Here is a 16,200-nt window from a genome sequence, read left to right on the forward strand (position 1 = left end):
GATGTTCATTAGGGCTCAATGAAGACCCTCCCATGCCGAACGAAAACCTGTGGCGAGGGGGCTTGCCCCCGTTGGGTCGCGAAGCGGCCCCAGAACCAGCGTTTGAGATTAGTCAGACATACCGCGTTGTTCGGGTTTGCGACTGCTTCGCAGCCGAACGGGGGCAAGCCCCCTCGCCACTGGTAAGTGGGCCTGACCACGAATGAACGGTTTAGACCTGCGGCACCACCTCCCGGCCAAGCGCAGCCACCACGGCGTCCAGGCACTCCTCCTGCTGCAGGATATCGAAGTGGCCGGCCGTTACCGTTTGCACCTTGCGCAGCCGTGGTCCCTGACGCTCCAGGGTCGCGCGTTCGGCCGTCGGGTTGCCATCGGCCCACCAGCAATGCAGCTCGGCTTGCGTAATCGGCAGGGTTTCGACCTGTCGCGACAGCGCCTTCAAGCGCGCGCTGACCATGAACGTCTGGGCCAACTCATCGGCACCGAGCAGCGCGTAGCCGCTGGCCTGATCGCTTTCGCTGTCGATCACCGCACGAATGATCCGCGCCACTGCCTCGTGGTCCCCCGTCGACTCGGTACTCAACACCCGGGCAATCACCTCGCCATCCATGCCCAAGGTTGCACCGAGGAACTCGGCCAGATCCGTGCGCCACTCATCCGGGCTGGCGACGGCATTGACCTGGGTCGGCACAAAGCTGTCCACCAGGCCGACAAACGCCACTCGCTGGCCCTGCTGTTCGAACAAGTCACTCACCATCAACGCCAACGCCCCGCCCAGCGACCAGCCCAGCACGTGGTACGGGCCCTGAGGTTGTCTGGCGCGAATCGCCTCGACGTAGTCGGCGGCCATCTGCGCAAGCGAAGTGTCGCGCCACTGCCGGTCGAGCAGCATCCGGCATTGCACGCCGTACACCGTGCGCTCGCCATCCAGGCGTCGGGCCAATGGCTCGTAGTCGAACACCGTGCCGAAACCGGCGTGCAGGCAGAACAGCGGCGGCTGATCATTCACCACCTGGTTTAGCAGCAACAGCGGTTGCGGACTCTGTCGCAGCGGCTGTTCATCGACACCGGACAACCCGGCAATCGTCGGCTTGGCCATCATGTCCCGCAGCTTGAGCTGGAAGCCAGGTTCATTCAGGGCACGGACTTTCGAGATCACCTTGAGGGTGCGCAGTGAATCGCCGCCCAACTCGAAGAAGTTGTCGGTAATGCCAACCTTCTCGATGCCCAGCACCTGTTGCCAGATATCCGCCAGCGCCCATTCCAGCGGCGTGCGCGGCGCCACGTAGTCACGGCCGGTGAAGGCCGGGTCCGGCAAGGCCTTGCGATCGAGCTTGCCGTTGGGGGTCAACGGGAAGCGCGGCAGCACCACGACCTGGGTCGGCACCATGTAGTCAGGCAGGCTCTCGCGCAATGCCGCCTGGCAACGCGGGCCGAGGCCATCGTCTTGCGCCGCTACCACATAGCCCACCAGTTGCGGCCCCTGCCCGTTGTCACGCACCACCACCAGCGCATCGTTGACCCCGGCCTGCTCGCGCAAGCGGGCTTCGATTTCGCCCAGCTCGATGCGGAAGCCGCGCACCTTGACCTGGTGGTCGATACGCCCGACGTAATCGAACACGCCATCCTCGCGACGGCGCACCAGGTCGCCGGTGCGGTACAGGCGCCCGCCTTCAGTGCTGAAAGGATCGCCGACGAAACGCTCGGCGCTCTGCCACGGGTGACGATGGTAGCCACGCGCGACACCCCGTCCGCCGATGTACAGCTCGCCGACCATGCCCACCGGCAGCGGGTTGAGGTCCATGTCCAGCACATGCAGGCTGCGAGTGCCGACGCGTCGGCCAATCGGCGCGTACATCGCCTGGCAGTGGCCGTCGGCGGCGATTTTCCACAGCAGCGGCGTGACCACGGTTTCCGTCGGCCCATATCCGTTGACCAGGAACTGCGGCTTGAGTGTGTGCTTGACCCGCTCGAAGGTGGCGTCCGGCACCGCATCGCCACCGAAGCAATAGATGCGCACCGACGGCGGGTTGCCGCCCTGCAATTCGGCGTGCTCGGCCAGTTGCAGCAGGTACGCCGGCGGGAAGCAGGCGACGCTGATGCGCTGGCGGTGCAGCACCGCCAGGGTCTGCTCGGCGGTCCACAGATTGTTGTCGCGGATCACCAGGGTCGAGCCGCTGATCAGCGCGGTGATCCAGCGTTCATGGGCGCCGTCGAAGGCGAACGACATGAAATGCAGCTCGCGATTGTCCGGGTCCATCTCGTACAGCTCGGCGATGGCTTGCACGTGCATGCTCAAAGGCCCGTGGGCGACGGCGACGCTTTTCGGCTTGCCGGTGGAGCCCGAGGTGTAGATCAGGTAGGCCAGTTGCCCGGCGTGCACGGAACTCGATGGCACCGCCACATCGACGTCGAGGTTCAAGCGATCCACTGCGACCATCGCCGTGCCCGGATTGAGTCGCGCGCTATCGCACAGACGCTCCTGGGTCAGCAGCAAGCGCATATCGCTGTCGGCCATCATGTAGCGCAGGCGTTCCTGCGGGTATTGCGGGTCCAGCGGCACGTAGGCCGCACCGCACTTCATCACCGCCAGCAGCGACACCACCAGCTCCAGCGAGCGCTCCATGAACACGCCGATCACGTCTTCGGCCTGCAAGCCTTGCTCCAGCAGATGCACTGCCAGGGCATCGGAGCGACGGTCCAGCTCGGCATAACTCAACTGCTCGGCGTCGCGATCGGCATAACTGAGCACCAGCGCCGTGTGATCCGGTTGCAGTCGGGCACGCTGACGGATCAGTTCGTGCACCGGCGTCTCGTCACCCTCAGCCACCACCGGCAGTTCGCCGTCCAGCGCCCGGCCTTCGTCCAGGGTCAGCAGGCCCAGCTCACCAACGGCGCGCCCGGCGTCGTCGCACAAGCGCTGCATCAGGCTTTCCATGTGGCTGCGCAGGATTTCCACGGTGGCCAGATCGAACTGATCGCGCTGGTGCATGTACTCGATGCGCAGCCCCTCGTCGACGCTGACCATCAGGTCCATGGCGAAGCTGGTCAGGCCGAAATCGGAAACGTCCTCGAAGCGCAGGGAATCGCCGTTCCACTCGCGAAGGGTACGGTCCACCGGCTGGTTTTCGAACACGATGATGCTGTCGAACAACGACTGCCCGCCCTGCCCGGCCCAGCGCTGAATATCACTGAGCGGGGTTTGCTGGAAGTCGCGGATGTCGAGGTTGAAGGCCTGGATCTCCCGCAGCCAGTCGCCGACGCTGGCTTCGGTCGGCACCGTGTTGACCACCGGCAAGGTGTTGATGAACAGCCCGAGCATGTTCTCCGAGCCGTTGAGGGTTTCCGGGCGCCCGGACACCGTGGCGCCGAAGGTCACCGTGCGCTGGCCGGTGTAGCGCTGCAACAGCAGCAACCACGCGGCTTGCACCAGGGTGTTGAGGGTCACTTGCTGTTGCTGGGCAAAGGCCTGCAAACCCGCGGTCTGCCCGGCGCTCAGGTGCGTATAGATCGCGTGATAACCGGCTTGCGGCGCCTTGACCGGCAGTGCGCGGGCCAGGTGCGTGGCGCCTTCGAGGTTACTGAGTTTGTCTTTCCAGAACGCTTCGCTGGCCTCGGCGACTTGCTGGCCGAGCCAGTCGATGTAGTCGCGATAGGCGGCCACCGGCTCGTGCTCCTCGCCGCTGTAATGGCGCAGCACTTCACCGATCAGGCGCGACACGCTCCAGCCATCCATGAGGATGTGGTGGTAGGTCCAGATCAGGCGATAGCGGTCGTCTTCCAGGCGCACCAGCAACAGGCGCAACAGCGGTGCGCGGTTCAACGAGAAGCCGCGTTCGCGCTCCTCGAGGGCCAGTTGGCGGACGCGCTCAGGCTGATCATCGAGCCCGCGCCAGTCCAGTTCGGTCAGCAGCGAAGGCGCATCGCGCCGCACCACTTGCAGCGGCTCCTTGTCGCCTTCCCAGAGGAATGCGGTGCGCAGAATTGCGTGACGCCGGGCGGCATCGGCCCAGGCCTCGCGGAAACGCGTACCGTCTACCCCGCGCACGCCTACTTCGATCTGGTTGACGTAGAGCCCCGACTCGCCGTCCTGCACCGAGTGGAACAGCATGCCCTGCTGCATCGGCGACAGCGGATAAACATCCTCGACTTCGTCCGCTGTCAGTTCCAGCGCCTGATACTGCGCGTCACTCAGCTCGATTTTCGCTGCCGGTGCAACCAGCGCCGGCACGGCTTCATCCGCCACGACCGGTTGGACCACCGTCGCCAGCCCGGCCAGGGTCGGATGGCTGAACACGTCCTTGGGTGAAATGCTCAAACCGGCCTTGCGCGCCCGGCTGACGACCTGGATCGAGACGATGGAGTCGCCGCCCAGTTCGAAGAAGTTGTCGTGCATGCCCACCTGCGGCACTTCGAACAATTCTTGCCACACCGCTTGCAAGGTCGATTCCACGGCATTGCGCGGCGCCACGTACTCGCGCACTTGCTGGTCCGGCTGTGGCAGCGCGCGGCGGTCGAGCTTGCCGTTGGGCGTGACCGGCAACTGATCTAGCAGCAGCACGTGGCTCGGCTGCATGTGTTCGGGCAGCGCCTTACGCAGATGTTGTTTGAGTGGTTCGATGGCGGCATCACCTACGACGTAAGCCACCAACTGTTTGGATTTACCGACATCAAGGGCGATCACCACCGCTTCGCGCACCGACGAATGCTCCAGCAGGCAGGCTTCGATTTCCCCCAGCTCGATGCGCAAGCCGCGGATCTTCACTTGATGGTCGATGCGCCCGACGTATTCGATCACGCCGTCCGCGCGATAACGCGCCAGGTCGCCGGTGCGGTACAAGCGCTCGCCCTGTTCACCGAACGGGCTGGCGACAAAGCGTTCGGCGGTCAGCTCCGGACGGTTGTGATAACCACGGGCCAGGCCGATGCCGCCCAGATACAGCTCACCCACACAACCTTGCACTTGAGGTTGCAGGCTGTCGTCGAGGATGTAGGTCACCAGGTTGGCAATCGGCTGACCGATCGGCACGCTGAAGCCGCCGTCGTCGACACAAGTCCAGTGGGTCACGTCGATGGCCGCTTCGGTCGGGCCGTACAGGTTGTACAGGCCAACGTTGGGCAGCACGCGGAACAGGCTGTGCTGCAAGTCCGCCGACAGGGCTTCGCCGCTGCACATGACCTGCCGCAGGCTGGCGCAACGCTCGAAGCCTTCGCCCTGAACGAACGCCTGCAGCATCGACGGCACGAAATGCAGGGTGCTGACCTGGTACTGCTCGATCAGGCTGACCAGTTGCGCCGGATCGCGATGGGCACCCGGCTCGGCCACGGCCAGGCGTGCGCCGGTCATCAATGGCCAGAAAAACTCCCAGACCGACACGTCGAAACTGAACGGGGTTTTCTGCAATACGGTGTCGCGCCCATCCAGTGGGTACGCGCCCTGCATCCACGCCAAGCGGTTGTACAAGGCCTCATGGTGGTTGGCCGCGCCCTTGGGTTTGCCGGTGGAGCCGGAGGTGTAGATCATGTAGGCCAGCGATTGCAGCTCGACCACACAGGGCAGGTTTTCGTTGCTCAGGCCGTCCAGCAAACCGGCCATGTCATCGAGACAAATCGCCGTGGTGGCGGGCGGAATCGGCAACTGCTCAAGCAAATGACGCTGGGTCAGCAGCAGGTGTACGCCGCTGTCGTCGAACATGTGCTCCAGGCGTTCACGCGGGTAGTCCGGGTCCAGCGGCACGTAGGCGCCACCGGCCTTCATGATCGCCAGCAGGCCGATCACCAGTTCCAGCGAACGCTCGGCGGCAATGCCTACCAGCACTTCGGCGCCGACGCCCTGGCTGCGCAGGTAGTGCGCCAGCCGGTTGGCCTGTTGATTGAGTTCGCGATAGCTGAGGGTCTGGCCGGCAAACACCAGGGCCGGGGCCTCCGGGATTTGCAGCACCTGGGCTTCGAAGCACTGGTAAACCGGACGCACATCCGGCCAGGCCTGCGCGGTGCGGTTGAAACCCTCGATCTGCTGCGCCGTTTGTGCGGCATCGAGCAGGTTCAAGCGCCCCAATGGCAGTTGCGGCGCACTGACCATGGCATCGAGCAATGCCAGCAGACGTGTGCTCAGACCTTCGATAGCCTCTGCGCTGAACAGCGCCGTGTCGTAGTTGAAACGCAAATCCAGGCATTCACCCAGCTCGGCGGCGATGGCCAGGGGGAAGCTGGTCTGGTCGTGGTTGCTGATGCCGGAGAACTTCAGCGCGCTGGCATTGCCCTCCTCCAGCGCCTGGGCCACCGGGTAGTTTTCGAACACCAGCAGCGTGTCGAACAGCGCCTCGCCAGAGTGACCGGCCCAACGCTGCACATCCGCCAGAGGTGTGTATTCGACTTCGCGCAACTTGAGGTTGAGCGCCTGGACTTCATCGATCCATTGGCTGACCGTGCGCTCCGGGTGCGGTGTGGCGATCACCGGCAAGGTGTTGATGAACAGACCGATCTGCTGCTCGATGCCTTGCAATTCGCTTGGACGCCCCGACACCGTGGCGCCGAACGCCACTGTTTGCTGCCCGGTGTAGCGCTGCAACAGCAACAGCCACGCCGCTTGCAGCACCGTGTTGGGCGTGACTCGGGTCTGACGGGCGAACCCGCTCAGGCGCTCGGTGGCCGCGCGGTCCAGGCTCAGGTGCAGGGTGCGATGAGCATCGCCCTGCCCGGCAACCGGCCCCGGCAAGGCGCCGGCCAGTCGCGTCGGTTCGGTGAACGACTGCAATTGCTCCAGCCAGAACGCTTCGCACGCGGCGCGATCGCGGGTGCCCAGCCAAGTCATGTAATCGCGATAACCGCCAACACTCGGCGCCGGCATGATTCCGCAATACCGCTGCAGCACTTCGCCGAACAACTGCGAAGTGCTCCAGCCGTCCAGCAGGATGTGGTGGTTGGTGAAGATCAGGTGATGGCGGTCATCGGCGGTCTGCACCAGGGTCAGGCGCAGCAACGGTGCCAATGTCAGGTCGAAACCGCGCAGACGGTCGTCCTCGGCCAGGCGATCCAGCGCTTCGGTAACCTTGGGTTGATCGCGCCAGTCGAGCACGGTCAGCGGCAGCGTGGCGTCGGCCAGGATCACTTGCAGCGGCCGCGAACCATTGCTCTCGCTAAAGAACGCCGCGCGCAGCACTTCATGGCGCTGCAGCGTCTGCTGCCAGGCAGCGCGGAACGCCTCGACGTCGAGCCCCTGCACATCCACGCGCATCTGCGGGATGTAGGCCCCGGCATCCGGGGCGAACAGGCTGTGAAAAAGCATGCCCTGCTGCATCGGCGACAGCGGCAGGATGTCTTCGATCTGGCTGGCCGCCAGCGGCAAGGCATCCAGCTGCGCCTGATCGACGCGCACCAGTGGCACGTCGCTCGGGGTCAACCCGCCGGCACCGCTCAGGCAATGTTCGATCAGCTGTTGCAGCTCCAGGGCGTAGGCATCGGCCAGACGCTGCACGGTCTGCGGGTTGAACACGTCACCGCTGAAGGTCCAGCTCAGGCGCAGTTGCCCGGCATACACCTGACCGTTGATGCTCAGGCCCCGGTCCAGTTCGGCCGATGCGCCCTGCTCGGCACCACCGTTTTCCCGGGCCGGGCGCCATGGCGCCTGCTCGTCGAAGCTGGCATCGAACTGGCCCATGTAGTTGAAGGTGACCTGCGGCGACGGCAGATCCTCAAGGCCGGCGTCGGCCAGATAGCGCAGGATGCCGAAGCCGATACCTTTGTCGGGCACGGCGCGCAGCTGTTCCTTGACTGCTTTGATGCTGCCGGCCAGATCAGTGGCCGGGGTGAGTTTCACCGGGAAGATCGAGGTGAACCAGCCCAGGGTGCGGGTCAGGTCGATGTCGTCGAACAGGTCTTCGCGGCCATGGCCTTCCAGTTTCACCAGCGTCGAAGTTTGACCGGTCCAGTTGCCCAGTACCCGCGCCAGCGCGGTCAGCAACAGGTCGTTGACCTGGGTGCGGTAAGCCGCCGGGGCGTCCTGCAGCAGTTGGCGGGTCAATGTGCTGTCGAGCAACGTTTCCACGCTCACGGCATGCTGGCTGGCCAGGCTGCCTTGGGGGTTGTCGGCGGGCAGTTGCACCTGTACGTCGCGGTACTGGTCTTGCCAGTAACTGGTTTGGCTGGCCAATGCAGCACTTTGCGCATGAGTTTGCAGGCGAGCAGCCCAGGCCTGATAGGCGCTGGTTTTCGATGGCAGACGCAGGGGTTGAGCTTGCTGCGCTTGTTGATACGCGGTTTGCAAATCTTCCAGCAGCAATCGCCAGGACACGCCGTCCACCGCCAGGTGATGCACCACCAGCAGCAGGCGCTGGCCCGCCGCGCCCATGTCCACCAGCAAGGCACGCAACAGCGGGCCGTCCTGCAGATTCAGGCTGGCTTGCGCGGCGTTGCACAGTTCAAGCAGTTCATCGGCATTGGCGGCCTGGCGCTGCCACAGCACCTCGGCACTGTTCCACTGCTCGGCCTGGGCCTGTTGCCAGACGCCGTCGACCTGACGCAACCGCAGACGCAACGCGTCGTGATGTTCTACCAGCGCGGCCAAGGCCTGTTGCAGGCTGTCGCTGTCCAGCGGCTCGCGCAGTTCCAGCAGCAGCGACTGGTTCCAGTGGTGACGGGCCTCGATGTCTTGCTCGAAGAACCAGTGCTGGATCGGCGTCAGCAGCACCTCGCCACGCACCGGCCCCTGGTCGATGAGCAACCCGGCGCTGCGTACCGCGACCTTCGCCAGGCTCTGCACGGTCTGGTGCTGGAACAGGTCCCGCGGGGTGATGCGAATCCCGGCCTGTCGCGCGCGGCTGACCACCTGGATCGAGATGATCGAGTCGCCGCCCAGTTCGAAGAAGTTGTCGTCGATGCCCACGCGCTCGAGCTTGAGCACGTCTTGCCAGATCGCCGCCAACTCGGTTTGCAGCTCATCCATCGGCGCCGTGTAGGCCTGCTGCGCCAGCGTTGCGTCGGGCTTGGGCAATGCAGCGCGATCCAGTTTGCCGTTGCCGGTCAGCGGCCATTGGTCGAGTTTGATCAGATGCGCCGGCACCATGTAGTCCGGTAAACCGGCCTGCAAATGTTCACGCAGGGAGTGGCGCAAATCGCTGTCGCCGCCGCTCGCGGTGAACCACGCGACCAATTGCGGGCTGCCATTGACCTGCGGTGCCAGAACCAGCGCCTGCTCGATGGCCGGATGGCTTTGCAGACGATCCTGGATTTCCCCCAGTTCGATGCGGAAACCACGAATCTTCACCTGATGGTCGATACGCCCGGCGTACTCGATGCTGCCATCGGCGCAATAACGCGCCAGATCGCCGGTGCGATACAGGCGCGCGCCCGACTCGGCGGCGAACAGGTCCGGCACAAACCGTGTGGCGGTCAGATCGGGCCGCTGGTGATAACCGCGGGCAAGGCCGGCACCGCCGACATACAGCTCACCGACGCAGCCCTTGGCCACCGGGTTCAGGCGCGGGTCGAGCACGTACCAACGCAGATCGCCGATCGGCTCCCCCAGCGGCGAGCTATTGGCACCATCGAGGTCGGCGCGGGACAGCGGGCGGTAAGTCACGTGCACCGTGGTTTCGGTGATGCCGTACATGTTGATCAGCAACGGCTGCCGGTCGTCGAAGGCCTCATACCACGGACGCAGGCTGGCCACGTCCAGCGCCTCGCCACCGAACACCACATACCGCAGGGACATGTCTGGCGCATTGGCGCAGGCGAACGGCATCAACTGGCGAAAGGCCGAAGGGGTCTGGTTGAGTACCGTGACTCCCTCATCACTGAGCAAGCGGGCGAAGTCTTCCGGGGAGCGGCTGACCGCGTGGGGCACCACCACCAGCTTGCCGCCGTAGAACAACGCGCCAAAGATTTCCCACACCGAAAAGTCGAAGGCATAGGAGTGGAACAGGCTCCACACATCCTGCGCATTGAAACCGAACCAGTGCTCGGTGGCGCTGAACAGCCGCGTCAGGTTGCTGTGGGGCAGCAGCGTGCCTTTGGGTTTGCCAGTGGAACCGGAGGTGTAGATGACGTAGGCCAGGTTCGCTGGAGCGGTCAGGTTCGGCAGGTTGTCGGCACTGGCTTCAAGCAGCCAGGCGCTGGCGTGATCGAGGCAGATCACTTCAATGCCTTCGTTCAACGGCAGCTGCGGCAACAGCGCGGAATCGGTCAGCAACAGGCGCGTGCCGCTGTCGGCGAGCATGTAGGCCAGGCGGTCCTGCGGGTATTGCGGGTCCAGCGGCACGTAGGCGCCACCGGCCTTGAGGATCGCCACCAGGCTGACGACCATCTCCAGCGAACGCTCCAGGGCGATGCCCACCAACACGTCCGGGCCGACGCCGCGCTCGCGCAGGCGATGGGCGATGCGGTTGGCGCGTCGGTTCAGTTCGGCGTAAGTGAGGGTGACGCCGTCGCAGGTCACAGCGATGTTGTTCGGGTGCGCGGCGGCCTGGGCTTCGATCAGTTGATGGGCGCACAACAGGTTCGCCTGATCGCTGTTCAACCCGGCAGTGCGATTCCAGTCGCGCAAGGTGGCCTGCTGCTCGGAGGCGTCGAGCATGCACAGGTCCGCCAAGGCAACCGTGCTGTCAGTGCAAATCGCCTGCAACAGGTTCAGCCAGTGCCGGCCGAGACGCTCGATGGTCGAGGCGTCGAACAGCTCAGTGGCGTAGACGAACGACGCGTGGATGCCCTCGTCGCCCTCGACGGTGTCGAGCATCAGGTCGAACTTGGTGGTTTTCTCATCCCAGATCAGCGGTTCGACGCTCAGCCCCGGCAGGTCCCAACGTTGCGGGCCGCCATTGTCGCGCTGGTGGTTGAACATCACCTGGAACAGCGGCGTGTGGCTCAGGCTGCGTTCCACGCCCAGGCCATCGACCAGTTGCTCAAAGGGCAAATCCTGATGGGCTTGTGCGCCGAGTGCCGCGGCCTTGATCTCGGCCAGCAATTGCACAAATGGCTGGTCGGCCCGGGGCTGGCTGCGCAGCACCTGGGTGTTGACGAAAAAGCCCAGCAGGTTTTCCACGTCCTGGCGGGTGCGGTTGGCAATCGGCACGCCGACACGAATGTCCTGCTCGCCGCTGTAGCGATGCAACAGTGTCTGCAACGCTGCCATCAGCACCATGAACAGGGTGCAGCCTTCGCGGCGGGCAAGATCACGCAGTTGGGCGGTCAACGCAGTGGAGATTTCCAGCTCGACGCTGGCCCCCTGCTGGCTCGGGATCGCCGGGCGACGACGATCGGTCGGCAGGTTCAGTGGCGGGTGTTCGCGGCCCAACTGCACGCGCCAGTAATCGAGCTGGCGATCGGCCTCGCCGGCCTCCAGCCACAGCCGCTGCCAGCGGGCGAAGTCGGCGTACTGAATGCCCGGCTCCGGTAGTTGCGCGGCCTGCCCGGCGCTCAGTTGTGCATAGAGCCGGGTGAACTCCTGCAACAGGATCGGCAGCGAACCGCCGTCGGTGACAATGTGGTGGAAGGTCAGCACCAGCACATGTTGCTGCGCATCGAGGCGGATCAAGCGGCAGCGCATCAACGGACCGCTGTGCAGGTCGAACGGCTGCTCGGCGTTGAGGGCGATCTGCCGTTGCAGTTCGGCCTCGTCGCCAGCGCTGACTTCGAGCAGCGGCGCATCCATCCGTGGGTGAATCTTTTGCAGCACTTGCCGGTCGTCGAAAACGAAGGTGGTGCGCAGCACTTCGTGACGCTGCACCAGCGCGCTCAGGGTCTGCGCCAGCGCCTCAGGGTTGAGTTCGCCGCTCAGGCGGAAGGCACCGGTCAGGTTGTAGGCAGTGGCCTGGGGCTGCATCTGCCAGAGGAACCACAAGCGCTGCTGCGCGTAGGACGCCGGCAGCGTGTCGACGGCGCGGTCCCGTGGCGGGATCGGCAGCAGTTCCAGGGTCAGCCCCTGGGCATGCATCTTCTGTTGCAACGCGCGCCGGGCGTCCGCGCTCAAGCCGCAGAAACGCTGGGCCAGGGTCATCATTCTGTCCGGTGCAGCACTCATCGCGCGTGTTCCTCATCCACTTCGTCGAACAACGCTTCAAGGGCGTCTACATCGTTTTCTTTATGTTCACTGTGCTGACGGAACTGCTCGATCTGCGCCGCCAGGCGTTCCAGGGTGTCACCGTCGAAAAACAGCTTGAGCGGGATCGCCAGGTTCAGTTCTTCCTGAATCCGCGCACGAATGCGCGTGGCCAGCAGCGAGTGCCCGCCGAGTTCGAAAAAGTTGTCATGCACGCCGACGCGTTCGACGTGCAGCGCTTCGGCCCAGATCGTCGCCAGGGTTTTTTCCAGGTCGTTGCGTGGCGCGACGAAGACGCTGTGGCGCACATCGAGATCGAGCAAGGCCTGGCGATTGAGTTTGCCGTTGGGCATCAACGGGAAGCGCTCCAGCACCTGCAAGCGCACCGGTTGCAGGTGCTCGGGCAGTGCCTCGGCCAAGTGGCTGCGCAATTCGTTGAGGCGGATGTCGGCGGTGTCGGCCGGGGACACCACGAAGCCAAGCAGTTGCGGGCCGGTCGGGGTTTCCCGGGCAATCACGGCGGCGTCCTCGATGCCCGGCGCGTTACGCATGACCGACTCGATTTCGCCCAGCTCAATGCGGAAGCCACGGATTTTCACCTGGTGATCGACCCGACCCAGATACTCCAGCACGCCATCGGCGCGATAGCGCGCCAGGTCGCCGGTGCGGTACAGGCGCTGGCCCGCCGCCTTCGCGAACAGGTCGGGGACAAAACGCTCGGCCGTCAGCGGTGCCCGTTGCAGATAACCTCGGGCAATGCCGGCCCCGCCGACATACAACTCGCCTTCGACGCCCACGGCCACCGGTTGCAGGTCCGGACCGAGCACATGGATGCGCATGCCGGCAATCGGCTGGCCGATGGGAATGCTGTCGTCATCGTCGCTGAGGGGCAACTCCCAGGCCGAACACCACACGGTGCCCTCGGTCGGGCCGTATTCGTTGACCAGAGCCACTCCCGGCAATGCCTCGCGATGTCGCTGTACCAGTGCGTTGCTGCAGGCTTCGCCGGCGACGATCACACAGGCCAGCGCCTGGCGGTCGAGGTGTTCGAGAATCTGTGCGTGGTACGACGGTAAGGTCAGGTAGTGGGAAATCTCTTCGCGCTGGATCAGCGCCGCCAGTTGCGCCGGATCCTTGTAGCTGTCTTCGTCCGGCAGGCACAGGGTCGCGCCCTGCCCCAACACCCAGAAAACCCCGGCCACCGAGCTATCGAAGGAGAACGACGAGAGCATCAGGAACCCGCGCAGCGGCTGGCGATAAAAGGCATTGCGCGCCAGGGTCGAGGCCACGGCGTTGGCATGGCTGATCATCACGCCCTTGGGTTTTCCGGTGGAACCGGAGGTGTAGATGACGTAGGCCAGATTGGCGCTGTCGCCTTGTGGCTCAGGCCGGGTTTGCGCGGCGGACCAGACTTCGGCCCCCGGCATCAGGGAAATTGTCCGCTCACCAGGCAATGCATCCGGCAGCGTTTGACAGGCCAGCACATGGCGCGCGCCGGTATCGGCGAGCATGAACGCCAGACGCTCAATCGGGTAGTTCGGGTCCAGCGGCAAGTACGCAGCGCCAGCCTTGAGCGTGCCCAACAGGGCGATGACCATTTCCAGGGAGCGCTGGCCGTAGACCGCAACAATTTCATCCGGGGTCACGCCTTGGCCGCGCAAGGCATTGGCCACCTGATTGGAGCGCGCATCCAGTTCGGCATAGCTCAGGCGCTGACCGTTGACGCTCAGGGCGATGCGTTGCGGATGCAGGTGCGCCTGTTCGCTGAACAGCTCTTGCAGGAAGCGGAACGGCAATGTCTGCTCGGTGGCGTTCGGGTTGAAGCCTTCGACCAATCGGGTCAGTTGTGCGTCATTGACCTGAGTCGCCTGAGCCAGGGTCATTTCGGGCGAACCCAGCAATTGGTGACTGAACTCGACAAACTGCTCCAGCCATTCAACCAGCATCGATTCGGGCAGCGCACCGTCAAGACACGACAACTGCAACTGATCGCCCTGCACTCGCAGGCGAAGGACTTCGGGGTTGCCGTCGTCCACCTCGATAGCGCTTTCAATGGCGGCCTGATAGACGAAGCCGTAACGCAGCGGCGCGGTACCTTCGGCGCTCAGTTCGAATTCATTGAGGCAATCGAGCCACGACAGCGACTGTTCGACGCTGGCGGCAAACGCCACCAGCGCTTGTGCCAGTGTCTGCTGGCTGCGGTGATCGAAGGCCACCGGCAAACGCCGGGCGAAACGTCCGAGGGTGGCGATGGTTTGCTCGTTGCGCCCCTCCACCTGCCAGCCCATCAGCAGCTTTTCCTGGTGGCCGATGCGTGCAACGAATGCGGTCCACAGCAAAAGCGCCAATTGCTCTGCCTCGGCGCCCGTTTCGGCAGCGACCCGTTGCACGCCAGCAAGCCATGGGGCGTCAATCAACGTTGCCTGACGACGAACCAGAGTGACTTCGACGGCTTTTTCGAACGGCACACGATGAGCCACGACGAACTGCGATTGCAGGTTGCGCCAGAACGCCGCGCCCTGGTGGCCGATGTCCTCTTCGCGCAGTTCTTCCTGCCATGCGCTGTAGTCCAGGTATTGCAGCGCGTCCTCGTCGTCGGCCAGGGTTTCACCGCGCAACAGGCTGGCGAGCTCGGCCGACAGCACACGCAACGAGGCTTCATCGACGCTGCTGGCTGGGGTCAGCAGGGTGATGAACTGCTGCCCTGCCTCGTCTTCAACCTGCGCCACCACCAGCGCCTGATTCGAATCTTCAACCATGACTTCACGGCTGCGGCTCAAGGCCTCGGCCACTGAAGGTTGGTTACCCAGAAGGGTGAGCGGCAACCCATCGCACAGGCTCTGCACCGGCCACTTCATGCCCGGCAGACGCCGGTACAGCGTGCGCAGGATTTCATGGCGCTGACTGAGTGTTTCCAGTGCCCTGCGCAATACCTGGGCGCCCACTGGCCGGGCGACCGGCAACGTCAGCGCCGCGAACAGCGGTCGTGCGCCCAGCTCCTGGGCCCGCAAATAAAAGGCCTGCTGGGCCGAAGTCTGGAATACGTCTACCGAAGGTTCGAGGGCGGTGGTGTTCATGTCGGGTGTCCTTATTCCTGTTCCAGGTCGGCGCTTTTCTGCGCGATGGCCATGGCCGTGAGGATTTTTCTGTAGCCGGTGAATTCGTTGCGCGCATGCACGCTGAGGATGTTGTCGAGCAGGACCACGTCGCCCTTCTCCCAGGCGAACTCGACCATCACCTCGCGGTAGATGCCTTGCAGGTGACGAATCACGTCCTCGGGAATCGGCGAGCCGTCGCCGAAGAAGGTGTTTTGCGGCAAATCTTGCGGGCCGAATTCACGCAGCAGGTTGTCGCGGATGCTGTCCGGCAGGGTCAGTGCGTTGAAGAAGGTGCCGTGGTTGAACCAGATGCGCTCGCCGGTCAGTGGATGGCGCACGATGGCCGGGCCGTTCTGCCGGGTGCGCAGGCGGTTGCCCGGCTTCCATTCGGCCTGGATGCCGATTTTGGCGCAGTAGGCCTCGACTTCGCTGCGATCCTCGCTCTGGAACACGGTCTGCCATGGCAGGCCCATGCCGTCGCCGTAGTTGCGCACGTACATGATGCGTTTGCGGGCAAACTCTTCGCGCACCGCCGGGTCGATCCGCGCGAGGATCCGGCGGGTATCGCCAAAGGGTGTTTCACCACCGGTGGTCGACGGCGTGTCGCAGTAGAAATACAGGTGACGCGGGAACACCGGTGAATACGAGTGTTCGTTGTGCGGGAAGATTTTCTCCGGCGCCGGGTAATCGGTGGAGCTGTAGATCTTGAACTGGCCGCTGATCTGGGTCCGTGGCGAGGCGCGGAACAGGTACTCCAGGGCACCGCCGGAAATCCCGTCGACGCAGCGGTTGAACTCGCCGATATCAGCCACCTGGAAGCCACGGAACAGGATCACCGCGTGTTCCAGCAGCTTGCTTTCGATCAGCGCGCGATTCTGGGTCGCCCATTCCACCAGGCTCACGCCGGACACGGCCGGACGGCACACCAGCGGCATGCTGAGGCCTTCGAACATCGGCGCAAAACTCACCAGCCGCGTCGGATCGGTGGACAGGCTCTTGCGGGCACCACGCCCCATCTTGGGAATGGACTTGGTCGTTGAAACGGTCATAAACCCCTCCAGAAAATGT

The 16,200-nt window shown here is 64.2% G+C and carries 3 protein-coding genes; all 3 read right to left on the reverse strand.

Going from position 1 to position 16,200, the window contains the following annotated elements; all coding sequences use genetic code 11:
- Nucleotides 1-211 precede the first annotated feature (211 nt).
- From ABIE16_RS27460 to ABIE16_RS27470, 3 genes are read right to left on the reverse strand one after another with little or no spacing between them, the layout of a single operon-like run.
- Complete coding sequence (locus ABIE16_RS27460; protein ID WP_429522333.1) at nt 212-12,016, reverse strand: amino acid adenylation domain-containing protein; 11,805 nt, start codon at nt 12,014-12,016, stop codon at nt 212-214.
- Nucleotides 12,013-15,111, reverse strand: a complete 3,099-nt coding sequence (locus ABIE16_RS27465) for a non-ribosomal peptide synthetase (RefSeq protein ID WP_429522334.1) — start codon at nt 15,109-15,111, stop codon at nt 12,013-12,015. Before ABIE16_RS27465 ends, ABIE16_RS27460 begins: the two co-directional genes overlap by 4 nt.
- An 11-nt stretch (nt 15,112-15,122) precedes the next feature.
- Nucleotides 15,123-16,181 carry a TauD/TfdA family dioxygenase gene (locus tag ABIE16_RS27470; protein ID WP_340316062.1) on the reverse strand — a complete coding sequence of 353 codons (1,059 nt, stop codon included), beginning with the start codon at nt 16,179-16,181 and terminating at the stop codon, nt 15,123-15,125.
- Nucleotides 16,182-16,200: the final 19 nt, after the last annotated feature.

Origin of the sequence: Pseudomonas sp. 2725 (genome assembly GCF_050434585.1) — a bacterium.
Lineage (GTDB): Bacteria > Pseudomonadota > Gammaproteobacteria > Pseudomonadales > Pseudomonadaceae > Aquipseudomonas > Aquipseudomonas jessenii.